General features: G+C 70.1%; 23 protein-coding genes and 1 tRNA gene. 12 read left to right on the forward strand and 12 right to left on the reverse strand.

Translation table 11 applies throughout. The features are described 5' to 3' along the window. Positions 1–589: 589 nt before the first annotated feature. The 3 genes from ACFYYF_RS22740 to ACFYYF_RS22750 all read right to left on the reverse strand — a co-directional run bounded on the left by ACFYYF_RS22740 (position 590) and on the right by ACFYYF_RS22750 (position 2,214). Positions 590–1,378, reverse strand: a complete 789-nt coding sequence (locus ACFYYF_RS22740; RefSeq protein ID WP_388778463.1) for a class I SAM-dependent methyltransferase — start codon at positions 1,376–1,378, stop codon at positions 590–592. A 477-nt stretch (positions 1,379–1,855) separates the two neighbouring features. Continuing rightward, positions 1,856–1,923: transfer RNA gene (locus ACFYYF_RS22745), tRNA-OTHER, on the reverse strand. Positions 1,924–1,950: 27 nt separating this feature from the next. Beyond that, a complete protein-coding gene (locus ACFYYF_RS22750) occupies positions 1,951–2,214 on the reverse strand; it encodes a hypothetical protein (RefSeq protein WP_388778466.1) in 264 nt (87 codons plus the stop codon). 299 nt (positions 2,215–2,513) lie between these two features. On the opposite strand from ACFYYF_RS22750, the gene ACFYYF_RS22755 reads away from it, so the two are divergent. Continuing rightward, positions 2,514–2,957 (forward strand): hypothetical protein, encoded by a 444-nt coding sequence (locus tag ACFYYF_RS22755; RefSeq protein ID WP_388778468.1) that lies wholly within the window; start codon positions 2,514–2,516, stop codon positions 2,955–2,957. A gap of 181 nt (positions 2,958–3,138) precedes the next feature. Then, the gene (locus tag ACFYYF_RS22760) at positions 3,139–3,759 is read left to right on the forward strand and encodes a hypothetical protein (RefSeq protein WP_388778471.1); all 621 of its coding nucleotides are present in this window, start codon (positions 3,139–3,141) and stop codon (positions 3,757–3,759) included. A gap of 329 nt (positions 3,760–4,088) precedes the next feature. Here the strand turns inward: ACFYYF_RS22760 and ACFYYF_RS22765 are convergent, their stop codons facing one another. After that, complete coding sequence (locus ACFYYF_RS22765) at positions 4,089–4,835, reverse strand: hypothetical protein (RefSeq protein WP_388778473.1); 747 nt, start codon at positions 4,833–4,835, stop codon at positions 4,089–4,091. A gap of 773 nt (positions 4,836–5,608) precedes the next feature. Between ACFYYF_RS22765 and ACFYYF_RS22770 the strand changes: the two genes are divergently transcribed. Then, positions 5,609–6,292, forward strand: a complete 684-nt coding sequence (locus ACFYYF_RS22770; RefSeq protein WP_388778476.1) for an alpha/beta fold hydrolase — start codon at positions 5,609–5,611, stop codon at positions 6,290–6,292. Positions 6,293–6,629: 337 nt separating this feature from the next. Further along, positions 6,630–7,310 carry a signal peptidase I gene (gene lepB, locus ACFYYF_RS22775; RefSeq protein ID WP_388778479.1) on the forward strand — a complete coding sequence of 227 codons (681 nt, stop codon included), beginning with the start codon at positions 6,630–6,632 and terminating at the stop codon, positions 7,308–7,310. A gap of 46 nt (positions 7,311–7,356) precedes the next feature. On the opposite strand, the gene ACFYYF_RS22780 is transcribed toward lepB, so the two are convergent. Continuing rightward, the gene (locus ACFYYF_RS22780) at positions 7,357–7,890 is read right to left on the reverse strand and encodes a hypothetical protein (protein ID WP_388778482.1); all 534 of its coding nucleotides are present in this window, start codon (positions 7,888–7,890) and stop codon (positions 7,357–7,359) included. Positions 7,891–8,202: 312 nt separating this feature from the next. Between ACFYYF_RS22780 and ACFYYF_RS22785 the strand changes: the two genes are divergently transcribed. Beyond that, a complete protein-coding gene (locus tag ACFYYF_RS22785) occupies positions 8,203–9,087 on the forward strand; it encodes a prohibitin family protein (RefSeq protein WP_388778484.1) in 885 nt (294 codons plus the stop codon). A 219-nt stretch (positions 9,088–9,306) separates the two neighbouring features. On the opposite strand, the gene ACFYYF_RS22790 is transcribed toward ACFYYF_RS22785, so the two are convergent. Further along, positions 9,307–9,639 (reverse strand): hypothetical protein, encoded by a 333-nt coding sequence (locus tag ACFYYF_RS22790; protein ID WP_361677913.1) that lies wholly within the window; start codon positions 9,637–9,639, stop codon positions 9,307–9,309. Between the two features lie 217 nt (positions 9,640–9,856). On the opposite strand from ACFYYF_RS22790, the gene ACFYYF_RS22795 reads away from it, so the two are divergent. The 4 genes from ACFYYF_RS22795 to ACFYYF_RS22810 are packed head-to-tail and all read left to right on the forward strand — an operon-like array spanning position 9,857 to position 13,452. Next, positions 9,857–10,381, forward strand: a complete 525-nt coding sequence (locus tag ACFYYF_RS22795; RefSeq protein ID WP_388778488.1) for a MarR family transcriptional regulator — start codon at positions 9,857–9,859, stop codon at positions 10,379–10,381. Beyond that, positions 10,378–11,913: an MFS transporter gene (locus tag ACFYYF_RS22800; RefSeq protein ID WP_388778491.1), complete on the forward strand. Its 1,536-nt coding sequence runs from the start codon at positions 10,378–10,380 to the stop codon at positions 11,911–11,913. The genes ACFYYF_RS22795 and ACFYYF_RS22800 overlap by 4 nt, the downstream gene beginning before the upstream one ends. 2 nt (positions 11,914–11,915) lie before the next feature. Next, the gene (locus tag ACFYYF_RS22805; RefSeq protein ID WP_388778494.1) at positions 11,916–12,503 is read left to right on the forward strand and encodes a hydrolase; all 588 of its coding nucleotides are present in this window, start codon (positions 11,916–11,918) and stop codon (positions 12,501–12,503) included. Between the two features lie 37 nt (positions 12,504–12,540). After that, complete coding sequence (locus ACFYYF_RS22810; protein ID WP_388778497.1) at positions 12,541–13,452, forward strand: LysR family transcriptional regulator; 912 nt, start codon at positions 12,541–12,543, stop codon at positions 13,450–13,452. Positions 13,453–13,593: 141 nt separating this feature from the next. On the opposite strand, the gene ACFYYF_RS22815 is transcribed toward ACFYYF_RS22810, so the two are convergent. After that, a complete protein-coding gene (locus ACFYYF_RS22815; RefSeq protein WP_388778500.1) occupies positions 13,594–14,514 on the reverse strand; it encodes a ketopantoate reductase family protein in 921 nt (306 codons plus the stop codon). A gap of 164 nt (positions 14,515–14,678) precedes the next feature. Next, on the reverse strand, positions 14,679–15,452 hold the full coding sequence (locus ACFYYF_RS22820) for an MBL fold metallo-hydrolase (protein WP_388778503.1): 774 nt from the start codon (positions 15,450–15,452) through the stop codon (positions 14,679–14,681). Between the two features lie 102 nt (positions 15,453–15,554). Between ACFYYF_RS22820 and ACFYYF_RS22825 the strand changes: the two genes are divergently transcribed. Beyond that, positions 15,555–15,785 carry a DUF2277 domain-containing protein gene (locus ACFYYF_RS22825; RefSeq protein ID WP_329299418.1) on the forward strand — a complete coding sequence of 77 codons (231 nt, stop codon included), beginning with the start codon at positions 15,555–15,557 and terminating at the stop codon, positions 15,783–15,785. A gap of 159 nt (positions 15,786–15,944) precedes the next feature. Here the strand turns inward: ACFYYF_RS22825 and ACFYYF_RS22830 are convergent, their stop codons facing one another. From ACFYYF_RS22830 to ACFYYF_RS22840, 3 genes are all read right to left on the reverse strand, one after another. Further along, positions 15,945–16,583, reverse strand: coding sequence for a VTT domain-containing protein (locus ACFYYF_RS22830; RefSeq protein WP_361677931.1), 639 nt, complete (start codon positions 16,581–16,583; stop codon positions 15,945–15,947). A gap of 200 nt (positions 16,584–16,783) precedes the next feature. Then, complete coding sequence (locus tag ACFYYF_RS22835; protein ID WP_388778506.1) at positions 16,784–18,454, reverse strand: alkaline phosphatase D family protein; 1,671 nt, start codon at positions 18,452–18,454, stop codon at positions 16,784–16,786. Between the two features lie 145 nt (positions 18,455–18,599). After that, entirely contained in the window at positions 18,600–19,244 is a 645-nt protein-coding gene (locus ACFYYF_RS22840) for an HNH endonuclease family protein (protein ID WP_388778509.1), read from the reverse strand. A gap of 480 nt (positions 19,245–19,724) precedes the next feature. Between ACFYYF_RS22840 and ACFYYF_RS22845 the strand changes: the two genes are divergently transcribed. Together ACFYYF_RS22845 and ACFYYF_RS22850 are read left to right on the forward strand one after the other, a co-directional pair. Continuing rightward, positions 19,725–20,306, forward strand: a complete 582-nt coding sequence (locus ACFYYF_RS22845) for a TMEM165/GDT1 family protein (RefSeq protein WP_388778511.1) — start codon at positions 19,725–19,727, stop codon at positions 20,304–20,306. Positions 20,307–20,807: 501 nt separating this feature from the next. Then, positions 20,808–21,470 (forward strand): HAD family hydrolase, encoded by a 663-nt coding sequence (locus tag ACFYYF_RS22850; protein ID WP_388778513.1) that lies wholly within the window; start codon positions 20,808–20,810, stop codon positions 21,468–21,470. Positions 21,471–21,749: 279 nt separating this feature from the next. Here ACFYYF_RS22850 and ACFYYF_RS22855 read toward each other — a convergent pair whose 3' ends face one another. Continuing rightward, entirely contained in the window at positions 21,750–23,222 is a 1,473-nt protein-coding gene (locus tag ACFYYF_RS22855; protein WP_388778516.1) for a peptidoglycan-binding protein, read from the reverse strand. Between the last annotated feature and the right edge of the window lie 93 nt (positions 23,223–23,315).

Below are 23,315 nucleotides of genomic sequence, written 5' to 3' on the forward strand. Positions count from 1 at the left end.
ACACGCGCCGCAACGACACGCACAGAAAAGCCGATCACGGCCACCGTCAACCATCAGCTGGGATCGAACTGTCAAGCATCACCCGGGATCGGACAGAAGCGCCTCGTCCCAGCGGGATAGAACTTTCTCTACTTCATCAAGCCCCGGCTGCGCTCCGCTCCGCCGGGCGCGCTCCCGGTTCCGCCGCGGGCGCCGCTCCTGCCTTCGGCCCGCTCCGCCCGCGCTGCGCCGACGCGCGCCCACATGTGGATAGGGCCGGTGGCCATGAGTCGAGCATCGCAGTAACGCGGCAACGGTCCAAGCATGCCTCCGGCGGGGGCGCTCAGGCTCCGAGATGGCGGGGGCGCCGTTCGCGTGTGCCGGCCGAGTGTGGCGTGCGCGAGGTGCTCCCATCCCGTCTGCCGTCGACCCAGGCAGAGCCGAGCAGTCGCGGCCCAGGGCGTCAAGGTCGTTCGTCCGGCAGGGCGCTCCACCTTGACGCCCTGAACCACACCCGCTCCACGGTGTGTGGGTCGACGGCAGACGGGATGGGAGCCGGGGGTAGTGGTGGGCTGTCGCGAGTCGGCAGGTCGGCAACGACAACAACGGATCAGCGCGCTGGCTCAGACGCGCCTCGCGCCGGGTCGCGGCTGGCGACCACCAGGTATCCATCGCTCTCGGGGTCGAAGGTGGTGGACTGCACCATGAGCCCGACGCTCCGCAACTGCGCCACGAGGTCCTCGTACCGGTAGGGCCAGATGGACAACCGCTCCGAGCAGGCTCGCACTGCCCCATCCGGCTCGATCTGGGCGACCACGATCTCGAGAAAGTGTTCCTGCTCCCAGCGCTGCTCGATCTGCCAGTAGTAGCTGACGACCGCATCGCGGTCGTTGCGGCGGATGAGTCGATCGCGGACGTCTACCCGTGAACCGGCGGAGCGCACGAGCTCCCAGTTGCGTGAGTGGAGCACGAGGCGTCCGCCCGGATTCAGCAGCCGCGACATCGCTTCCAGTGCGGTCAGGCGCCCGGCTGCGCCCTCGGCGTGCCCGAGCGAGTTGCCGACGCAGAACACCAGATCGAACGTGGAGTCCTCCAGGTGGTCGGGCAGCTCGTCCCAGCTCGCGCGGAGGGCTCGAAGCGAGACGCCCCGCTCACTGGCGACCTTCTTGGTCCGGCGAACCATCCCATCGCTGGCGTCTGCGGCGACCACGTCGAGGCCAAGACTCGCGAGACCGACGGCGAGCTGGCCGGTTCCACACGCGCAGTCGAGGACGCGCGCGTTGGGCGGCAGAGAGCCCACGACATCGCTGTAGTAGACCGCGGCTGCGTTGGCGGGGGTCAGCCTGTCGTCCCCGATCAGCCACTCGTACACGTCGGAGAGCGCCCCATAACCAGCCACTGCGATACCTCCATCACTCGACGACACGCGGGCCAGACCGCGCCTGCGATTCGGACCTTGCGCCTCGCATGTGCCGGGCCGTGTCAGCGAAGCATTGAGCAGGACCCAACCACTTCCGGCCGCCGAGACTCCACAGGATTTCGCGGGAAACCGCGACACGCCGCACCGACGCAGGTCACCACTCCACCAGTGCTTCATCGGCCACGATGGGGACCCGGCCGGCAAGCGCGCGTTCACTGCGGAGTGCTTTAGGCACAGCCATCCAAACTGATTGCCGAAACGCCGCGTCCGGATGAAGGACCGCCAGCGACCGCCTCTACTGCCACTGACTCATCGAGGAGCGCTCAGATACAGGAAGCCGTGCCCCAGACGTGCCCGATCCAACGGGGAACCTCGGGGAACAGCGGCCACCCACGGGCAGCGGTCAATGTGTCGGCCCCTGACCAAGTTCCCTGGTCAGGGGCCGTTCACCTGCGGTGGGTGTGGGATTTGAACCCACGGTGACTCGCGCCACGACGGTTTTCAAGACCGTGTACCGCTGGACTCGCCCATTGATCTGCTGGCCTGTCGGATCACCGCCACGCAGCGGGAATGTTCGCGAGCTGCTTGTCGAGGTCCCAACCGGTCGGCGTGCACTCGGGCGAGTGCCACTTGCCGCCACTAGCCAGCCAAAGCTTGCGCGCCTCCCGGGCCCCTGACAGCCTGCAACCCTCGACACCGGCCTCGCTGTGGCAGCACGGGCAAATGACGAATAGGGCGCAGCCGTACTTGTCATACAGAACGGTTCCGTCGTCGTATCCGCAGATCCGGCAGGCGGTCTCGGTCTTGCCTTCCATTGTCACCTCATTGGAGCCTGTCGGCCGGGAACCCGGGTTATTCGTAGAAGGTGCTCGTGCCACTCTCGTGCCAGAACGGACAGGGACTCACGGGGAACCCGGGTCCCCAGGGGTGAGTCTTCCTAGACTCTACCCACGATACGAATATGCAGGTCACGCACGTGATCGCCCAACCTCGCTCCTAAAGCGGGGCTTCCCGGAATCACCGTCCGCAGGCTGGCCGACAGGTCCACCCGCTCGCGCCGCGCCTCCGGGCTGGAGGAGTCGACGCGGCCAGCAGTGAGCCCTAGCCTCGCGCCATGAGCGACGCAGTCGAGGCGGAGGATGCCGTCAAGAACCGCTGCCTGAGAGCAGCCCGCATGCTCGCCCCCTGCGCGAGCTACTTCGTCGAACGGGTCTCGTTCGGGGCTGTGGACGACGGCGATTGTGTGGATGTCTTCCTCAGGGAGGGTCCGCACAAGCCAGACGTCGTGATCTCGCTTACCTATCTGCACCACGTTGAGACGGGAGATTCGATCGCGGCCCAGGGCTCCTTCATCGACGAGATCTTGGTGGATTGCCTCCCGCGGCTGCCACACCCATGGCCTGACGATGCCATCGGTCTCATCGACCGCTCTGCCGATCTCCCCGAGTTGGTGCGGCTCCGGATCGCAGGGCCTTCGGAGGTTGATGTCGTCGCATCCTGCCTCACCGTCTACACCGCGATGAGCGACGACGAAGCGAGCTTGCCGCTACATGGATGAGCAAGGCCCAGGCGGTTGCTGTACCGCAGCGAAGTACAGCAACCACCGCGACCAGCCCCGACCGCCAGCGGGCTTGAGCGACCGTCTGGCGTGCCTGGCAGACCTCAGCGACCACCATGCCCATGGTTCGCATCGAGGGGGTCCCGTGGGCGATCGGGGCTCGGTGTGGCAGGGTGCGCGCATGTCTGTCGACGTCGCCTATCCCATCTTCCGCACCAACGATCCTGCGTCAGCGCTCCGAGTAGCACGCCAACTACTCGCGGTGGGTATTCAGCAGTACTCACGGGTACATGTGGACGTCGAACTCCGCACTGTCGAGGACGTACTCCACGCCAGGAAGGCGCTGCCCGACGCCTGGCTCAGGAGGGAAGACCTTGCGGACTGGGCCCAAGACCCAAACGACCCAACCGGGCTGCACCACACAATCCAGGCGCCCCAGCTCTCCACCGATCCCGCTCTCTGGTCGGCGCATCTTCCGCTCTGGGCATCAATGCTGGATCAACCGGTCGGAAGCATCGAGGACAGGTTCACGGCCGTAGCAGCCGGGCACGTGGCGGAAATCCTCTGGGACTTTCTGGAATGGCCGGAGGTTCCTGAAGCCGGCCTGGACGCGGACTTCAAGCATGCCGAGGTATCCGTGCTTTTCAACGCCGCCACACGTGAGCTGGACGAGCGCATCGAGGGGCACACTGTCCTCGTGCACGTGCGCCGCAGAAACGGCACCGGATACGAGGAACGCCACGCGTCCTGGCTCGCCGAGCAGATTGGTCAGACCGTCATCGGTCCGCCACTCCATTGCTGAGCTACATGCCCAGACGCGGTATGCAGCAGAGCTCCAGAGCTCCAGAGCTCCAGAGCGTCCGAGGTGGCCCAACTCGACTGGCTCTGACATCACCAGTTGACATCAACGTCGTCAGACGACCACAGATCCGCGCGTCCAAAGCTGGATGCTGTTTCACTCGGCCAGCACGGACCCAAGCAGCCCACGTGCTCCATGAATCGAACTTACAAGGCAGATGTCGGCGGTTCGAAACCGTGCCCACCTACCCCGAATTGGCACCGTGCATCAATCCAGCGGCGTGCCCAGTCGTCGCGGCAAGGCGCTCGTCTTCACACCCTCGCAAGCAGGCTTCACCGGTTGAGTGCCTCATCCCAGACGTCTCTGCCATCCGCCCAGGTCCATAGCCAACTGCGCAATGAGGCCGATGCGTGTCTCAGGCCGTCGTGAGCGCCTTCGCCCCAGCCGGGAACCCAACCGTCAGCGTCGTAGAGCAGCACCGGGTTGCCGACCGCGGTGAGGGAGAGGTGCCACTCCATCGTGCAGCCACCAAAGGCGAGGTGCAGCCACGACGCCGGCACTCCACGCCCACGGTTGTGCTCATGGATGCTGACCGCGCTTGGCCAGTCGATCAGGTGCCCAGGAGCCCGGTTACCGTCGGTCATTGAGGCAAGACCGCTGTCGGGGCCGAAGCCTCCGTTAGCGACCTCGGTGTACACGCGCCGTAGAAGCTCGGGGAGGCGGCGTCCGATTCTGTGTTCTGCCTTGTCGAGATCCGCCATGGAGATCGGCGGGAACAGTGGGCCGCGGGGAGCGTCCGCGTAGTAGACAGCGACCTCCTCGACGTCAGACTTGAGTTGTACCGTCCCATCGCTGCAGTACGACCTGATGACGTCCCGGCGCTGCTCCAATCGCGCGCCGCCATAGCGCTCGGATATCCACAGAGCGGGAACGTCAGCCGTGTCGAATCGCCGGCCAGGATCGCACGCCCGAGCACGCAGCTTCTCGATCAGCGCATCGTCGTTCTCCTCCGTGGCGCTCGGCTCGTCGAGAGACTCCTGTCTGAGTTGTGCGGGACCAGAGGCTGAAGGGGAGGTCATGCGCGGGAGCCTAGTGCTGAACTCTGACACGCTTTGGTGAGCACCGCGCGGACACCAGATCGTGTAGGCGTGCCACAACCGTGCCACATCAAGCGGTCAGCCACGGTCAACAATGGGGCGCCGCGGTCGCGATGACTGGCCGAGCTGGGGACTCCGCAGAGCCGCTCTGACCTGCGCACCCTCAATAGCCCCGACCACCAGGTTTACAAGGCGGATGTCGGCGGTTCGAAACCGTCCGCGCCCACCAGGAAAATTCCCAGCCGTGGGGCAAGCCCATGAGGCACATCGAGGTCAGGAGCGAGAGAGCCGCCGACCCCAGCGCAGCGACGGCCAGAAAGACAGCCAGTCCCCTCCAATACGGCTTCGTAGTAACCCGATCCACGCCGCCCCCTCATCACCGTGCGGGCATTGTCGCTCACGACCGACCAGCTCGTACTTCAACTGTGCGCGGCCCGCGAACTGTTCATCACCTACCTGCCGAGAGTTCGCGTCGAGACAAGGGCAAGGCCCTCTGGTTGAGCAGGTGACCTCGTACGCGGCTGGGCATGCGCGTTCCTTCGCGGACGTCGTCCGGCCCCTCACGGTGTGGGCCGGTGGCAGGCGGGATGGCAGCTGGGGTGCGTGGTGGGTGAGGCAGGGGGCAGGTCCCTCGAGGGGGCTGAACCTTGTGGTGGGCGAGCAGCGCCTGTGGTTCTCACCTAGGGTTGAATAAAAGGGGCCAAATGGTGTGAATCTCCGCTGCAGGTAGCGGCGTAGTGCTAGAGGAGGCACTCATGGCGGGAAAAGCCGGCATCGTGCTGGCCCACGGGCTGTGGGCCGATGGCTCGTGCTTCGCGAAGCTCATCCCCGCACTCCAGGCCGAGGGTCGCGAGGTCTTCGCGTCGCAGCACGGGCTTGACTCGCTCGCGGGCGACGTCGACTGCGTGACCCGCGCGATCAACCACGTGCCCGGCCCGGTCGTGCTCGTGGGCCACTCCTACGGCGGCACGCTGATCACCAAGGCGGGTGTGCACGACCGCGTGGGCGCCCTGGTGTACATCTGCGCCCTTGCCCCGGACGACGACGAGACCTCGCAGCAGCACCTGGCCGCGTTCCCCAGTACGCCGGTTTTCGAGCACCTGGAAGTCGCCGACAATCGCATCTACCTCACGGAGGCGGGCATCGGCGACTTCTGCGGCGACCTGTCGCCGGAGGATCAAAAGGTCGTGCTGGCTACCGCCAGCGCGCCGGTCGCGGACCTCTTCGACCAGCAGGTACCCGGCAATGCCTGGCGGGCGAAGCCGAGCTGGTTCATCGTGGGCAACCAGGACCGCACGGTGAACCCGGACCGGGAGCGCGCTTCCGCCGAGCGGATGAAGGCCACGACCGTCAGCCTCGACAGCAGCCATGTCCCGATGCTCTCTCAGCCCGATGCTGTCCTTGATGTCATCCGCAATGCTGCGGCGACCCTGGAGTAGGGCTGCGAAGACCCTGGAGTAGGGCCGAGGTTGAGGGCCGAGGGGCGCGGGGCACGCCGCAATTAGGCATCCAGGGCTCCGTGCGTGGCGCCGCCTACCGAGATTCGACTCTGTCAGAAGGGGACCCTGACCGAACTGCCTGGTCAGGGTCCATTTCCTGTCGGCGGTGGGTGTGGGGGTTGAAGAGCGCCGGCAATCCGGGAACTCGCGTTCGTTGTGACAGGGGTAGGCCCGGTGTTCTGTGCACACGGGGGATCAGTTTGGACGTGCTGCGCTCGGATTCGGGCGCAGGGGTGGGGGCGTGGTTGTGAAGGGTCTTGCCGCCGGCGCGGGGGCGATGGCCGGGGACGACGATCCCGACGGCGACGAGACGGGCGAGGGTCGGCGGAAGGGGCGCTCCCTCTGGAAGGAGTTGCCCATCCTCGTCGGCATCGCGCTGGTGCTCGCGTTGGTCATCAAGACGTTCTTCGTGCAGGCGTTCTCGATCCCGTCGGACTCGATGCAGAACACGTTGCAGCCTGGCGACCGTGTGCTGGTCGACAAGTTGACGCCGTGGTTCGGGTCGAAGCCGCAGCGCGGGGAGGTCGTGGTCTTCCGTGACCCGGGTGGCTGGCTCCCTGAGAAGGCCAAGGAACCCAATGTGGTGCAGAAGGCATTGAGCTTCGTCGGCCTGATGCCGTCCACGGACGAGAAGGACCTGATCAAGCGGGTGATCGCGGTGGGTGGCGACACCGTGGAATGCTCCGGGGACGGCCCGGTGAAGGTCAACGGGAAGGCTCTGGACGATCCGTTCGTCTACCCCGGCAACACCCCTTGCGGTGACAGACCATTCGGGCCGATCAAGGTGCCCAAGGGGAGGATCTGGGTGATGGGTGATCACCGCCAGGATTCTTCGGACTCCCGTTACCACCAGGACCGGCCCGGCGGTGGCACCATCTCCGAGGACCAAGTCATCGGCCGTGCCTTCGTCGTCGTATGGCCGGTCACCCGCTGGGCGACGCTGCCGGTGTCGAAATAGCGAGCCACGCCAAGTCGGCCACTAATCCGGACGGCTTCCGTGTCGCTCACGTGGTCGGGTGGGAGTCGGTTCCGGGTACTTCTTCCTGGGTCGGTGTGCCCCTGCCTATGGTCACGGACCAGCGCACGCCGGACGGTGCCTGGACGGATACGACTCCGCTGTGGTCCGTGCCCTTGACCGCCAGCTGGTTGTACGTGGTGTTCACCTTGTCGGCGACGCAGTCCAGCGGGAAGGAAACGTGAACGGACTGCACCGCGACCTTGATCCTTCCCGTGCCCCGGCAATTGACCGCGACGATGAGCGCGTCGTTCTTCTTGCCCTCCCTGAACTCGAAACTGGCATTCCCGCTGGTCACGTTCTGGCGGCCCGCGAGGGTTTCGTCGGCGTCCAGAGCCGGTGGTTTCTGCGCGGGTAACCGGGTGGCGCCGGGCGGGGTGGTCGTCTTCGCCGAGCCGGGACCGGACGGGCGCGCGGGCCTGGTGGACCGCTCGGCATCGGTGTGCCCCGGCGTGCAGGCGGCGACGGGGAGGAGCGCGGCGACGCAGGCGATGCTCAGCCAGGCAAGGGCGCGGTGCGACATGTCGTGACTCCCGGAACGGTCGGCCGATGCGGCGTGCGGATGGTCATGCTCTTGTTGCCCCATCCGCGGTCGACCCATCCGCGGTCGACCTATCCGTGATCCGCCCGCCTCGAGAGGGAGGACCGCAACCGGTACCGCAACCGCGGCAACTCCCCACGACGTCCGCGTTCTTGAACGGTCCGGCATCTGAACGGCCCGTACACCTGTGGTTCTTGTGCGGCGTGTGGGGCCCGTCACTGGAGATCGCTACCATGCGCCCGGGACCGCGCCCCAGGCGGCGCGGAAACGTTTCCAAGGGGGATACCTGTGCTCGTGCTGTCCATTTTGCTGCTCATAACCGCGGTGGTGCTCTTTCTTGTCGGGCGCGGCCGCACTCCCTCGGGCGGCTGGATGCTCGGGGCCGCGCTCAGCGTCGTGGCGGGCCTGCTGGCGGGCGTCTTCGCCTGCGTCCATGTCGTGAGCGCTTCCGAGGTCGGGGTGCCAGTGACCTTCGGCAAGACCGGTACGCCGCTGAACTCGGGTATCCACTTCAAGTCGCCGTTCACCGACGTCACGTCGTTCTCCACCCGTCCGGTGGACCTCGACCTCAACGGCAAGGACGTGGTCGAGGTCCGTTCCTCGCAGGGCGGTGTGCTCTACGCGGACGTCACCATCAAGTGGGCCGTGGTGCCGGCCGAGGCGGTCGAGCTGTACCGGCTGGCGGGCAGCGAGGACGCCGTCGAGGAACGGCTGGTGCTGCCGGACAGCCGCGAGATCATCCGCAACGTCTTCGCGAAGCACACCAGCGAGGAGGGCTACGCGTCCGCCCGCGAGCAGATCAGCTCGGAGATCGCCGCCCTCGTCAAGGAGCGCCTGGCGCCGCGCGGCATCGACGTCACCTCCGTCAACCTGCGCAATGTGAAGCCCTCGGAGAAGCTGCAGGACCAGATCGACAAGAAGATCCAGCAGGAGCAGGCCACCGAGCGGGCCACCGAGGCGGCCCGTACGGCCAAGGCGGAGGCGGAGCGCAAGCGGATCGAGGCGGAGGGCATCGCCCGCGCCAACAAGATCATCGAACGGTCGCTGAACGACAAGGTGCTGTACAACCAGTGCCTCGAGGCCTACAAGGAAGCCGCGAAGGCCAACCCCGTGTACGCGGTGCCGTGCGGTACGGACTCGAACGGCACGCCGGTCATCGTGGACAACGGCAAGCACTGATCCCGCCGCGGGCGTTGACGAGGACAGGGGCGAGGACAAGGACGAGAACGGGCCCGGTTCCGGCTGTGCCGGGGCCGGGCCCCGCCCCGGCTGTGCCGGCTCTCCTTGGCAGGCCATGATCTGCCCATTAGGCGTCCACGTCGTAACCGAGATCGCGCCTCTCCATACCCACGCGGACATGGTCCACACTCCCGACGGGGAGCCGCTCGCCCGCGTCGCTCAGGACGGGGCGTCGCGCGTGTGTTTCAGGAGCATCCGGGCGTCGACCTTGTCCGGAGGGGCCACCTCCGACCAGTAGCGGTGGCCCGAGACGAACACGGTGAGCTCGCGCTCGCGGCGGCGGAGCTTCTCGACCTCGGCCTGTTCGTCGTCGGTCCAGCCGGGGGAGGCCGGGCGCTCCACCTTGCGCCAGCCGCCGGTGTCACTGAAGCCGTCCAGCGGCTCCACCGACCAGGGGAGTCGTTTCAGCAGGGCCAGCAGCTCGGCCCGGACCTGGTGCAGCTCCTCCTGACCGGCGAGGAGGTCACTTGGAAAGTCATAGGTCGCAGCCACACGGCAATGGTACGCCTGTTCGATTTTGTGGTGCGAGTTCCTTCCGGGACTTCACGCGAACGAGTGTTCCGAACGGGCGTACGGATAGGGGGGTGGGCCCCACCGCCCGGTGGGGCGGGGTGATGCGCCAGGGGTGACGCGCCGGGTGTGATATTCGTCAGGTAAGACTGCACAGTTTGAACTGGACAGTTTCGACTGGTCGATCTACGGTGACGGTATGGATCAGAGCGGCGACCGGCCCAACGACGTGGGCGTCTCGGATTCCGCGGCGCGTGCCGCGCAGGATCTGCGCGTCGCGTTCAGCCTGCTCAGGCGGCGGATCCGCGAGGTGTCCGAGACGCGGGATCCGGCACAGGATTCGGCACAGGAGCCGACGCAGGATGCGACGCGGGCCCCGGCCCAGGACCTCACGCCCTCCCAGATCTCCGCGCTCACCCTGGTGAGCAAGAGCGGGGCCGCCACGGCCAGTGCGCTGGCGGCGGTCGAGGGCGTGCGCCCGCAGTCGATGGCCGCCACGCTCGCGGCGCTCGACCAGTTCGGGCTCATCCAGCGCAACCCCGACCCCGGGGACGGCCGGCGTCAGCTCGTGACGCTCACGGACGCCGGGCGCGAGCGGGTCGAAGGCACCCGGCAGGCCCGTTCGGAATGGCTCGCCCGAGCCTTCGAGGAGCGCTGCACGGAGGAAGAGCGGCAGACCGTCATCGCGGCGATGGCGCTGCTGGAACGGCTCACCCGGTCGTGATACCCACGCTCCGCGACTGGCTCCGGCACCGGCTCACCCCCACCCGGCACCGCCCGCCCGACCGCTTCGACCGCCGACTGATCGCCCCGATGGTCCTCGGGTCGGTACTGAACCCCGTCAACTCCTCCATGATCGCCGTGGCGCTGGTGCCGATCGGCAGGGCGCTCGGCGCGTCCCCGGCGGAGACCGCGTGGCTGGTCTCCGGGCTCTATCTCGCCACCGCCGTGGGGCAGCCCGTCATCGGACGGCTCGTCGACCTGTACGGGCCCCGCCGCCTGTATCTCGTCGGTACGGCCCTGGTCGGCGTCGCCGGACTTCTCGGCGCCCTCTCCCCGAACCTCGGCGCGCTCGTCGCCGCCCGGGTGCTGCTCGGATTCGGCACCTCGGCCGCGTACCCCGCCGCGATGCACCTGACCCGCAGCGAGGCCGAACGCACCGGGCGGAGCAGCCCGGCCGGGGTGCTGACCGCGCTCGCCGTCTCCGCGCAGACCGTCGCCGTGGTCGGCCCCACTCTGGGTGGCCTGCTCATCGGCGCCGGCGGCTGGCGCACCATTTTCCTCGTCAACGTACCCCTGTCCCTGGCCTGTCTGGTCCTCGGAGCCCTGCGGCTGCCGAAGACCGCCAAGCCCGCGGCGACGGCCCACCCCGCTCACGCGAAGGCGACGACGACGGTGACGGCCACGGCGGCGACCGCGGCGACGGCCCACCCCGCCGGCACGGAGTCGTCCGAACCGTCGGCGTCCGGTGCGTCCGGCGCGTCCGGCGCGCGCGGTGTCGACCTCGTCGGCATGGCCCTGTTCACCGCCCTGCTCGTCTCGCTGATGCTGTTCCTGATGCGACCGCGGGCCGCCGACTGGTACCTGCCGGTGGTCGCCCTCGCCGCCGGGGCCGCGTTCGCTCGGTGGGAACTCCGCGTCCCGGCCCCGTTCATCGACCTGCGGGTGCTCGGCGGCAACGGGCCGATGCTGGCCACCTTCCTGCGCCAGTTCCTCAGCTACACCACCGCCTACGCCTTCCTCTACGGGTTCACGCAGTGGCTGGAGGAGGGGCGCGGCCTGCACGCGGCCGGCGCCGGACTGGTCCTGCTGCCCCTGTCGTTGAGCGGTCTCGTCGTCTCCGGTGCGACCGGACGGCGTGAGGCGGTCCGCGGCAAGCTCGTGGCCGGGAGTCTCGTCCAGATCGCCGGGTGCCTGGCGATGCTGACCCTGGGCGCGGGCAGCGCGATCTGGGTCCTGGCCGGCGTCGGCGCCGTCATGGGCGTTCCGCAGGGTCTCAATGGCCTGGCCAATCAAAATGCCCTGTACCGGCAGGCCGACCCCGCTCGGATCGCCTCCGCGGCCGGGCTGCTGCGCACCTTCATGTACCTCGGCGCGATGGCCGCCTCCGCCGCCGACGCCGCCTTCTTCCCGCACGGCGCCGACACCGGCGGCCTGCACCACCTGGCCCTCTTCATGCTCGCCGGAGCCGTACTGCTCCTGGCGGCGACCCTCACCGACCGATCCCTTCGCGAACTCACCCCCCGAAAGGCCTGACCATGGCAGTCACCACGCTCGACCCCCGCACCGCGCTCGTCATCATCGACCTTCAGAACGGCATCGTCGGCAACCCGGCCGTCGCCCCGAACACCGGCGCCGACGTCGTGGAGCGCGCCGTCCGGCTCGCCGACGCCTTCCGCGGCCACGACCTCCCGGTCGTCCTCGTCCGGGTCACCGCCGCCGCCGACGGTGCCGACGCCGTACGCGGCCGGATCGACGGCCCGAGCCGCGCCCGCAGCTTCCCCGAGGGCTGGGACGTCATCGTCGACGAACTGGCCGGGCACCCCGAGGACATCACCGTGACCAAGCGGAACTGGGGCGCCTTCTACGGAACCGACCTCGACCTGCACCTGCGCCGCCGTGGGATCACCCAGATCGTGCTGGCCGGCATCGCCACCAGTATCGGCGTCGAGTCCTCGGCACGCGCCGCCCACGAGCACGGCTACCACGTCACCCTCGCCACCGACGCCATGTCCGACCTCGACCCCGAGACGCACCGCAACAGCGTCGAGCGGATCTTCCCCCGCCTCGGCGAGACCGGCACGACCGAGGAGATCGTCGAGCTGCTCGACAAGACCCGGGTCTGACCGGTCAACTCATGCGGCCCGCCGGTACCTTGGGGCCGTGACCCTGGATGATCTTCGCGTGTTCGTCGCTGTCTGCCGGGCCGGAAGCCTGAGCGCCGTGGCCCGGGAACTGGGCTGCACCCAGTCGGCGGTGAGCCAGCACGTACGGCGGCTGGAACGCGAGGTCGGGCTCGGGCTCGTCGAGCGGCAGGCCCGGGGCGTGGTGCCCACCCGCGCCGGGCGGATCCTCGAACGTGCCGCCGCCGACGGCATCGCCGGGCTCGACCTCGCGCTGCGCGGGCTCGACGAACTGGCGCGCGGAGGCGGCGGTACGGTGCGGATCGCCACCGGCGGCACCACCGTGCGGCACTTCATGGCCGAGGCCGTGGTCGAGTTCCGGGGGCGGTATCCCAAGGTCAGCCTGGAGTTCCAGACCGAGAACTCCAGCCGGGGCTGCTTCGACGCGCTCGCCGACCACGGACTCGACCTCGCCTGGGTCACCCTCGGCCCTCCCGTGCGCGGGGTCGAGCAGCGGGCCGTCGCCGAACTCCCCTGGGTGCTCGCCGTGCACGCCGACGACGAACTGGCCGCGCGGGAAAGGATCGAGGCGGAGGAACTGGCCGGACTGCGGATCGTGGGACTTCCCGAGCGGTCCACCTCGCGTGCCCATCTCGACTCCGCCTACCGGGAGTTGGGCATACCGGCGGGCTTGTCCGACACCAGTGTCGCCGACTGGGACACCGCGATCCTGCTCGCCGAACTCGGCCTCGGCCACGCCGTCGTCCCCGCCCTGCCGGGCCTGCCCGGGCCCGGACATCCCCGCCTGCGCTTCCTCCCCGTACCGGCCCTGCCGCCCCTCGCGGTCGGCTGGGCCGTCCGCCGCTGGGACGCCCTGTCACCGGCGGCGCACGCCTTCGCCGACACGGTGGCCCGCCACTGCTCGGACACCGGGAGGCCAGCGGGGGACTGACGCCGGGACGACTGCGGAGGGACTGGCATCGGCGCGGTGCAGGGGGGACCGGCGCCGACACCGGTCCCGTAACACCCGTACACCGCTGGGCGGTTCGCCCCCGCTCCGGAAGGTCAGCCGTCAGCCGTCAGCCGTCAGCCGTCAGCCGTCGGCGTCCGTGTCGGCGTGCGGCGTCAGGCGTCCGACCAGTTCGCCCGCCACCGGGACCGGCACCCCGGTCCGCTCCGCCGCGCGCAGCAACGCGCCGCCGATCGCGTCGAGTTCGAGGGTGCGACCGGCCTCGGCGTCCCGCTGCATCGAGGACTTGGTGCCCGCGGGGAAGGCGTCGTAACGGGCGAGGGCGGCCGACGGATCGGTGGCGGCTCCGCACGCGCGGCCCACCGCGGCCGTCTCCTCGACGAGTGCGGTCAACTCCTCGCGGTGCAACGTGCGTACGTCGCCCACCGGCACCCCGTACCGCGTCGTCAGCAGGGCGAACGGTGCGAGGAACGCCATCTTCGCCCAGAGCGTCGCCGACTCGCCGTCCTGGACCCGGGCGCGCAGCCCGGCCCATTCCAGGGCCCCGGCGAACGCCTCCAGCCGCGCCCGGGGTGCCGTGTCGGCGGTCAGGTCGAGTTCGGCGAACGGGCTGCCGTGCTCGATCACCCCCGGGGCGATCCGCGTCGACTCCACGCGGATCACCGCGGGGGCCACCTGCTCGGAGCGGTAGCGCTCGCGCAGCAGCGCCGGGTGCTCCACACCGTTCAGAAGCGGGACGACCAGTCCCTCCTCGCCCAGGGCCTTCGCCGGAAGGCGCTCCAGGGCGGCGTCCAGGGCCGTCGCCTTGACCGCGATCAAGCACACGTCGGCCGGCTCGCGCAGTTCGGTGTCCGCCGCCACCCGCGCCGTGAAGTCGCCGAAGTGGGCGCTGCGCACCTCGATGCCGTCGGCGGCCAGCTTCCCCGCGGTCTCCTCCCCGGCGAGGCAGATGACCCGGTGACCGGCGCGGGACAGGAGTGCCGCGAGCAGTCCGCCGACCCCTCCCGGACCCAGCACGGCCACCGTCAGCGCGTCGTTCGCCATAGATCCTCGCTCCTCTCCACAGGACCCCGTACGGGCCCCGGAGATGGTCACAAGTCACGGCAATCCGAGTCAATCCTCGGAGAGGCTTGCCGAACTCCAAGCAATCACTGGGGTGTTGTGTACACGGGGTCGCGCGGGCCGTTACGGCACCCGTACCTGGGCCGCTATGGCACCCGCACCGAGGCCCCGGGCTCCAGCAGTCGCAGCCGGTCCGTGAGACCCGCCTGCGCGAACGCCTTCGTCAGGGTCGAACCGTCCTGCGTGAAGTGACCCCAGTGCTCGAAGTGCAGAGGGACCACCCGGACGGCGCCGAGGATCTCCGCGGCCCGCGCCGCGTCCTTACTGGTCAGGGTGAGCGGGGCGTCCGGCACCAGCGGGGTGCGCGCCGCGCCCGCGAACAGCACGGCCACCTCGAAGGGGCCCTCACGGTCCGCGATCTCCCGTACGACGTCCAGGGAGGCGTTGTCGCCGCTCACGTACACCTTGGGCAGCCCCTCCCCGGACAGCACGAAGCCGGTCACCTCGCCCACGAGGGGCAGCGAGCCGTCGGGCCCGTGCTGCGCCGGAACGGCCGTCACGCGCAGCGCTCCGCCGTCCGGGCGCGCCAGTTCGGCGGACTCCCAGGGGCCGAGGGCGCGTACGGGTGCGCCGATCCGTTCGTACGCCGATGCCGTCGACAGGGTCACTGGGGCGCTCCGGAGGTACTCGCGCCCGGACGCGTCCAGGTTGTCGGGGTGCTGGTCGTGCGAGAGCAGGACGGCGTCCACCGGGCCGATCTTCTCGGCCGGGAGGGCGGGGCCGGTGGTCTTCACCAGCTTCCGTGAGCCGAGGGGGTACTCGCCGGGAGCGTCGAAGGTCGGGTCGGTCAGGAGCCGCAGGCCGCCGATCGCGATGACGGCGGTGGGGCCGCCGACGTAGGTGATCTCCACTGAGGTCATGTTCTGCTCAATCCGGCGAACCGGCGGCACTATTCCCGGCCCGGACGGGCCGCGTTTCGCGAGCGGTGACCACGACGGCGCCGGACGCGCGAGACTGGACCCATGTGCCGCAGCATCAAGACACTCCGCCCGCCCGCGATCCCCGAGGAAGCGACCGAGGAGGAGATCCGCGCCGCCGCTCTGCAGTACGTCCGCAAGGTGTCCGGATTCCGCGCCCCGGCCGCCCACAACCGAGAGGTCTTCGACCGCGCCGTCGAGGCGGTCGCGGCGGCCACGGCCGAACTGCTGGACCACCTGGAGGTACGCGGGGCGGCGGCCCAGCGCGCCGGATGACCGACCGGACGGCCAGGCCCGGCGCGGGGTCCGTGGCGTGCCGGTACGTGGGGTGCCAGTAGGCCCGTACGTGAGAGTGCCCGTACGACGCCTGTACGTCCCTGTGCCCTGCGCCGGGTGCCCGCGTGCATGTCCCGTGCGCTCTTGGGCCGGCGGGGCTCAGGCGCCGGTCCGCTGCTCCCGTACCGCGGGACGGCGTACGACGTAGGCCGCGCCCGCACCGGCGATGAACAGGGCCCCGACCGAGACGGCCGCCGTGAGCCAGGTCGCGCCGAGCCACTGGCCGCCGAAGTAGCCGAGGGACACGCTGTAAACGGCCCACGCCAGGCCGGCGAGGACCGACCAGGGCAGGAACTCGCGGACCCGGCGGTGCGCGGCGCCCGCGCCGAGCGACACGACCGAGCGCCCGGCCGGCGCGAAGCGGGCGACGACCACGAGCACGCCGCGGGCGCCGCCGCCGCTCGCCAGAACCTGGCCGAGACGTTCCTGCGCCCGGGTCAGGCGGCGGGACCGGGCGACGACGCGTTCCAGCCAGTCGCCGCCCCGCCAGGCGAGGCGGTACGCCACCAGGTCGCCGAGGACCGAGGCCGTGGCCGCGCAGAGAGTGAGGACGAGGATGTCGGGCACGGCGTGCGGGACGTCGCCGGTCGCCGTGGCGGAGCCCGCCGCGGCCGTCGCGGCCGTGATGACCAGGACTCCACTCGGCAGGACGGGCAGGAACACGTCGAGAACGATGGACACGGCGATCACCGCGTAGATCCATGGGCTGCCTGTCAGCGACCCCACACTCTCCAGCACCGAAACTCTCCCCCGACCACCCCGTGAGCCCGACCCTGCCGCGCCTCGCGACGGAGCGGCGTGCGGTCTGTGACCGCCCCACAGCGTACGCCGCAGATGGGGCGGAAGATCCTCCGGGGACGTATGTGTCGGTCACATCACGTTCACATTCCCGCACGCTCCGGTACGCGCGACGGCGCCGGTGACCGCGGGGAATGAACCTATTCCGGGGTGATCCGGGACTCCGCGACCGTCGTCAGCCGGGCGCCTCCGGCCGCGTGGCCGATGCCGCCGCCGCGCGTCTGCCGCGCCTGTTCGAGGCGCAGCGTGGCCGAACGGCCGTGCAGGGTAAGGGTCATGAGCTGATTGCCGAACCAAGGGCCGCCGGTTTTGCGCCAGTCGACCGAGGGCCGGCCGCAACCGCCGTGCCGGGCGAGGAAGGTGCCGAGCATCCGGGCCGGGCGGCTCCAGCCGAAGCGGAAGCCGAGCCGCACGGTGAGCGGGATGGCGTTGTGGACGGGGGAGCAGGTCAGCTGGAGGACCCGGGCGGAGGGCTGCCGGGCGGGGTCGGTCCAGACGGGATCGGCGACATAGGCGTGGTGCACGTCCCCCGACAGCACGCACACGGTCGCCGGTGCCCGCTCGCCGGAGCCGGCCTCGGCGATCAGCTCCGACAGCTCCCCGAACGACTCGGGGAACGCCGCCCAGTGCTCCAGGTCGGCGGCTCGGCGCAGCCGTTCGCCGAACCGCGCCCAGCGCCTGCCCCGATCTCCCCGGCACAGGGCGGCGTCCCAGGTCTCCACCTGATGGATCAGCGGGGGCAGCAGCCAGGGCAGTGACGTGCCTATGAGCAGGTGGTCCCGGGATTCCGGCGCCTCCAGGGCCTGCTCGCGCAGCCAGGCCGCCTCCCCGGGATCGAGCATCGCGCGGTTCTTCTCGTCCAGGACGCGGGCCGCGCGGGTGTCGAGCATCAGGACACGGGTCCGGCCGAAGTCGCGGCGGTAGCTCCAGCGGACCGAGGCCGGGTCGGCGTCGGCCTGCGCGGCGAAGGCGCGCAGCACGTCCGTGCCGTCGGGCGTCTCGCATACGGCCGCGTACAGCAGGTCCGCGGAGAGCTCGGCGGGGGAGAGGTTGCCGAGGTGCTGGTGGACCCAGTAGGACATCAGTCCGCTGAGCACGCGCTCGCGCCACCAGGGCGTCGCCCGGATCTCCGCCAGCCAGGACGCGCTGGTGTTCCAGTCGTCGATGACGTCGTGGTCGTCGAAGATCATGCAGCTCGGCACGGTCGACAGGAGCCAGCGGATCTCGGGGTCGAGCCAGGATTCGTAGTAGAGGCGGGTGTACTCCTCGTAGTCCGCGACCTGGTGGCCCGGGGGGTCGGCGAGTCCCCGGCGCGCGGCGATCCACGCGCGGGTCGCCCGGGAGACCTCGTCCGCGTACACCTGGTCGCCCAACAGCAGGAGCACGTCCGGGCGTTCGGCGTCCGGGGCCGAGGCGATGCGGGCGGCGAGGGTGTCCAGCGCGTCCGGTCCCACCGGGTCCTTCTCGTCCGCGGGCGGCGACGCCCAGCGGCAGGAGCCGAAGGTGACGCGGACGGCGTCGTCGTCGCTGCCGGGGGTGCGGACGACCGAGGGGGGAAAGCGCGAGTCGGGCAGCGGCCACACGGTCGTGCCGTCCAGCAGGAGCTCGTACGAAGTGGTGGTGCCCGGTGTCAGGCCGTCCACCGGCACCAGCGCGTAGTGATGGCCCGCCACCTGGAAGGTGCGGGCCTGTCCGCGGGTGCCGTCCGCGCAGCGCACCTCGGCGGTGCACGGACGGCTCGCCTCGACCCAGAAGGTCGCCGACGAGCCGTCCACGTACCTCAGCAGCGGTCCCAGGCGCAGCTCGGCCATGGTGATCCCCCTCCTCCGTCGCCCCGTACGGTACGGAACGACGGAGGCCTGTGGGGAGGTTCCGGAGACCGTGGAAACACCGTGGGGGGACGGTGTCCGGAACCCTGGCGGCCTGCGGGCCGCCGGTCTGTGCCGGGAGTGCGGGTCAGCAGCCGGCGAGGACCGAGCTCAGCTTGGTCTTCTCAGCGGAGTCGACCTTGAGGTTGTAGTAGTACTTCACCTGGACCCAGGCGCGGACGTAGGTGCAGGCGTACGCGGTGCGCGAGGGCATCCACTCGGCCGGGTCCTTGTCGCCCTTGGACTGGTTGACGTTGTCCGTGACGGCGAGGAGCTGGGGACGGGTCACGTCGTTGGCGAAGGCCTGGCGCTGAGCGGTGGTCCAGGCGCTGGCCCCGGAGTCCCATGCCTCGGCGAGCGGGACGAGGTGGTCGATGTCGACGTCGGAGGCGGCGGTCCAGGTGGCGCCGTCGTAGACGGAGTACCAGCTGCCGCTGGTGGCCACACAGGCGGAGTCGGTGGTGACGCCCGAGCCGTCGCGCTTGAGGATGTACTCGCGGGTGTTGCAGGTCCCGCTGATCGTGATCCAGGTCGGGAACAGGTCGCGGGAGTAGCCGGTGCGGTTCTCGGTCGCGACGGTGAGGGACGCCAGGTAGGTGCGGGCGGTGGCCGCGCTGACCGGGGTGGGGAGGGCGGCGGAGGCGGTCGGGCCGTTGAAAACTCCGGCCATGGCTATCAGACCCGTGATGCCTGCGAGTATGCTCAGCCGTCGACGCGCGTAGACCTTGGGCATGCGAACTCCCTTGTGGTGTGGGGGTGTTGCGGTGCGGGCGAACGAATGCTCGCGGCGTCGTGTTGCCGTGAGGTAAGTGCGCGGTTAGAAAATAATGACGCGTTCATGACATGACAAGGTTCATGGCAGAACTTTCTCGGGCGCCCGGACGGCCGGGCCGGGGGACCTTCGGCCCTGGGGGCCGCCTCGCGGGTCGCGTACTATGGACGGCGCAGAAGGGGAGTAGCTCTTCGCCGGACCGTCGACATACTGCTCAGCTCGTCTGAGCCGGCGCCCGGAGGCAGGTCTCGATCGCGAGGCCGGCCAGCGAGACCTTCGGCAAGCAGTGCACTTGCCCTGCCGGGCCTTTCCGGTGTGGGTCCTTGTGCCCGCGCCGTCCGGCGCGGGTGTTGCTGTGTGCTGCCGTGCCGAGGTGTCGCGCAGTCACAGCACGCGCAATCGCAACACTCTCGGCGGGGCGGCCCGACCGATTGAGGGATTTTGATCAGCTTCAGCGTGATGGCGCTCGTCTTCGGTGTCGTCTTCCTTGCCGAGCTGCCGGACAAGACCGCGCTCGCCGGCCTCGTCCTCGGCACCCGCTACCGCGCCTCGTACGTCTTCGTCGGTGTCGCCGCCGCCTTCGCCGTGCATGTGACGCTCGCCGTCGCCGCGGGCAGTGTGCTGACGTTGCTGCCGCAGCAGATCGTGCACGCCGTCACCGGTGTGCTGTTCCTCGGCGGGGCCGCGGTGCTGCTGATGAAGAAGGGCGAGGACGAGGAAGAGGTCCGCAAGCCGGCGAACCAGACGTTCTGGAAGGTGTCCGGGGCGGGCTTCATGCTGATCCTCGTCGCCGAGTTCGGTGACCTGACGCAGATCATGACGGCGAACCTCGCTGCGCGGTACGACGATCCGCTGTCGGTGGGGCTCGGTGCGGTGCTGGGGCTGTGGGCTGTGGCGGGGCTGGGGATCGTGGGGGGCAAGGCGCTGATGAAGCGGGTGCCGTTGTCGTTGATCACGAAGGTGGCGGCTGTGCTGATGCTGGGGCTGGGGGTCTGGAGCATTTACGAGGCTGTGGCGGGCTGATCCCTTGCTGGTGCGCTGCGCTGGCTGTCGCGGGGGTGCTGTGCTGGCTCGCTGTGCTGGGCGTCACGGGCCGGGTTCCGCCGGTGGGTGGGTCGGGGCCGTGCCGGTGCATCATGCCGCCGCTGTCGGGCAGAGAAGTGACCGTTAGTGGCGACGGCCATCGATGTACCGGCACGTCCCCTCCGGTCGGATCCCGACCGCGGGTCCGCGATGGTGACCACTCCAGCCCCGGCCGGCAAAAGTTCAGCCCCTCCGGCGATTGAGGAGCGGGGTCTGGGGCGGAGCCCCAGGTACGGGACGGGTAGGGGCGGAGGGGGCGAAAAACCTCGAACCTCTGGCCGGTCCCGTTCCCCCGTTTCTGGGCTGGGTGGCGCTGGGCGGGGTTGTTTTGTATGTTGTAGGAACAAAGTGGTTCCCGTCCGCACCTCCCTGACCGGCGGGCGGGGCCGCCTTGTTTCCCGGGGGTGTATTGGTCCCCCCTACATGTGCTTTGGAGCATCGATGACGACGGCCACCACCGTTCTGACCGCACGCGCCCTTCTGCTCGACATGGACGGGACCCTCGTCAACTCGGATGTCGTCGTCGAGCGCTGCTGGCGCGGCTGGGCCGACCGGCACGGGCTGGACGGGGACGAGGTCATGAAGGTCGTCCACGGCCGGCAGGGGTACGCCTCGATGGCGGTGCTGCTGCCCGACCGTCCCATGGCGCAGAACTACGCGGACAACGCGCGGATGCTGGCCGAGGAGACCGCCGACATGAACGGCGTCGTCGCGATCCCGGGTGCGCCCGAGTTCCTCGCCTCCCTTGCCGGAGTGCCGCACGCTCTTGTCACCTCGGCGGATGTGGCGCTGTCCAGCGGGCGGATGGCTGCCGCCGGGCTCGGGCTTCCTGATGTCCGTGTCACCGCAGAGTCGGTCGGTGCGAGCAAGCCTGATCCGGAGGGCTTCCTGAAGGGGGCGGCCGAGTTGGGGATCGCGCCCGAGGACTGTGTCGTCTTCGAGGACTCCGGGGCGGGGATCGATGCGGGGCGGGCCGCTGGGATGCGGGTCGTGGGTGTTGGTCCTCGGGCCGGGTTCCATGGGCCGGATGTGCTTGTTCGTGATCTGACCGAGGTGCGGGTCGAGGTTGTCGGGGACGGGAGCGTCCGTCTTCACATCGGCTGACCCGCCGACGGAACGGGTCCCCTTGGGGGAGGTGTGAGGGGGGTGGGCCGGGCGAAGGGTTTTTCGCCCCCTCCGCCCCTACCCGTCCCGTACCTGGGGCTCCGCCCCAGACCCCGCTCCTCAAACGCCGGAGGGGCTGAAACTTTCCCGGCCGGGGCTGAAAACTTCACTGGCTGAAATGGTCAGCCACCACGACGCACCCGCAGTCGGGATCCGGCGCGGCCCCGACCCACCCACCGGCGGAACCCGGAGCCGGCCGCTGCGAACGCCTGCGGCGAGTTACGGCTGGGACGTCTCCGACTCCAGGCTCGCCCGTGTGGCCGGGCCGTACACGCCGGGGTCGTCGCCCGAGATGCCCCGTGCCCACTGGTACCAGCGCACGGCGTCCTCTAGGTGGCGGCCGAACTGGCCGTCGGCCTTCCGCATGTACATCCTGAGCTGGCTCAGCCGGAGCTGGAGCTCGGTCACCTCCGACCCGCTGTCACCGCGCCGCAGGGTGGGCCCGGCCAGCGTGTTCGAACCGCCGCCCCCCGGGGACTCCACGGCCTCCGTCGCGGTCGCCGTCGCGCTCGGTCCGGCCGAGGTCGGCGAGGCCGGGGCGGACGAGGACGGTGACGCCGACGCGTCCGGCTCGGACGCCGACGGGGACGGGCTCTCGCTGAGCGAGGTCGACGGGGACGCCGAGGCGGACGCCGTCGAGGACGCGCTCGCCGACGGCACCGCGGAGACCGTGTCCGACAGGACGTCCGGCACGCTCGCCCTGACGTCCTTCGGCTGGGCCCCGTCCCGCGAGGGAGGGTCGTAGGAGAGCAGTCCGCTCGCCACCCCCGCCGCGGCCACCACGGTCACCACGACTCCGGTGACGGCGAGGACGCCGGTACGCCGGCGGCGCCTGGGCCGGCCCGAGGGCGAGACCCCCTGTCCGGGCTCCTGCGGGCGCGCGGTGTCGTGGAAGAGGCGGACGTCGGTGGCGCGCGCCTCCGAGGGGAGCGCCTTCAGCCGCATGGTCGCGTCGGCCGGCATCGGCGCCGGCGGCGTGCTCACCTCCGGCGGCAGCGGTGCCGAGCGCGGGGCCGCGTCCGCCGGCACCGGGGCCAGTCGCATCGTCGCGTCCGCCGGGACGGCGGAGAGCTGCATGGTCGCGTCGGCCGCGACCGGAGCCGGTCCCGCGGCCGCGTCGGCCGGGATCGTGGCGAGCTGCATGGTCGAAGCGGCCGCGTCCTGTCCGTTCGCGGGCGGCGGCATCGGCACCCCGCCGACCGGCGGGACGCCGGTCATGGAACCCGCGCCGGCCGGCTCGACACCGCCGGTCGGCGCGACGCCGTGGACGCCATGGATGCCCGGGGCGTCGCCGTACGCCGGCACGGCGCCCACCGCCCCGGCGTCGCCGCCCGGCGCCCAGGAGCCCTCGGCCACCCAGACGCCCTCCGGTGTCCAGGCACCCGCCTCCGCGGCGGCCCAGGGCTCTCCGGCCGTCGGGGCGGCCTGCCAGTGGCCCGTTGCGGCCTGGCCCGGGGCTCCGGTGCCCTCGGCCGGTCCGAGGCCCCCTCCGGTGTGCCCGGCGTTCTCCGGGCCCAGCTCCACGTAGGGCCGTATGCGCAGCGGGTTGAAGTCCTCCGCCGCAGCGGCCTCGGCCGAGCGCTCGTCGCGCAGGGCGTCGGACGCCCTGCTGGTGCAGGCGCAGGACGGGGTGCCGTCCTGCGCCCGGTGTGCGGCGCACTCGGGGCAGACATGCCCGGTCGGTTCAGTCACGAGTGGGTCCCTCCCCCCTGAAAACTCCAGTGATTATGCGGACGACCTTCATACAACCTTCAAGCAGCCCCCCTGAATAGCAGATTCCGGTTG

This window comes from Streptomyces sp. NPDC001914, from assembly GCF_042891215.1.
GTDB lineage: Bacteria > Actinomycetota > Actinomycetes > Streptomycetales > Streptomycetaceae > Streptomyces.

Excerpts from the sequence above, each read along its gene's own strand:
- ACFYYF_RS22750 (WP_388778466.1), bottom strand. The coding sequence starts at position 2,214 with ATGGAAGGCAAGACCGAGACCGCCTGCCGGATCTGCGGATACGACGAC.
- ACFYYF_RS22755 (WP_388778468.1), top strand. The coding sequence starts at position 2,514 with ATGAGCGACGCAGTCGAGGCGGAGGATGCCGTCAAGAACCGCTGCCTG.
- ACFYYF_RS22760 (WP_388778471.1), top strand. The coding sequence starts at position 3,139 with ATGTCTGTCGACGTCGCCTATCCCATCTTCCGCACCAACGATCCTGCG.
- ACFYYF_RS22765 (WP_388778473.1), bottom strand. The coding sequence starts at position 4,835 with ATGACCTCCCCTTCAGCCTCTGGTCCCGCACAACTCAGACAGGAGTCT.
- ACFYYF_RS22770 (WP_388778476.1), top strand. The coding sequence starts at position 5,609 with ATGGCGGGAAAAGCCGGCATCGTGCTGGCCCACGGGCTGTGGGCCGAT.
- lepB (WP_388778479.1), top strand. The coding sequence starts at position 6,630 with ATGGCCGGGGACGACGATCCCGACGGCGACGAGACGGGCGAGGGTCGG.
- ACFYYF_RS22780 (WP_388778482.1), bottom strand. The coding sequence starts at position 7,890 with ATGTCGCACCGCGCCCTTGCCTGGCTGAGCATCGCCTGCGTCGCCGCG.
- ACFYYF_RS22795 (WP_388778488.1), top strand. The coding sequence starts at position 9,857 with ATGGATCAGAGCGGCGACCGGCCCAACGACGTGGGCGTCTCGGATTCC.
- ACFYYF_RS22805 (WP_388778494.1), top strand. The coding sequence starts at position 11,916 with ATGGCAGTCACCACGCTCGACCCCCGCACCGCGCTCGTCATCATCGAC.
- ACFYYF_RS22815 (WP_388778500.1), bottom strand. The coding sequence starts at position 14,514 with ATGGCGAACGACGCGCTGACGGTGGCCGTGCTGGGTCCGGGAGGGGTC.
- ACFYYF_RS22820 (WP_388778503.1), bottom strand. The coding sequence starts at position 15,452 with ATGACCTCAGTGGAGATCACCTACGTCGGCGGCCCCACCGCCGTCATC.
- ACFYYF_RS22825 (WP_329299418.1), top strand. The coding sequence starts at position 15,555 with ATGTGCCGCAGCATCAAGACACTCCGCCCGCCCGCGATCCCCGAGGAA.
- ACFYYF_RS22835 (WP_388778506.1), bottom strand. The coding sequence starts at position 18,454 with ATGGCCGAGCTGCGCCTGGGACCGCTGCTGAGGTACGTGGACGGCTCG.
- ACFYYF_RS22840 (WP_388778509.1), bottom strand. The coding sequence starts at position 19,244 with ATGCCCAAGGTCTACGCGCGTCGACGGCTGAGCATACTCGCAGGCATC.
- ACFYYF_RS22850 (WP_388778513.1), top strand. The coding sequence starts at position 20,808 with ATGACGACGGCCACCACCGTTCTGACCGCACGCGCCCTTCTGCTCGAC.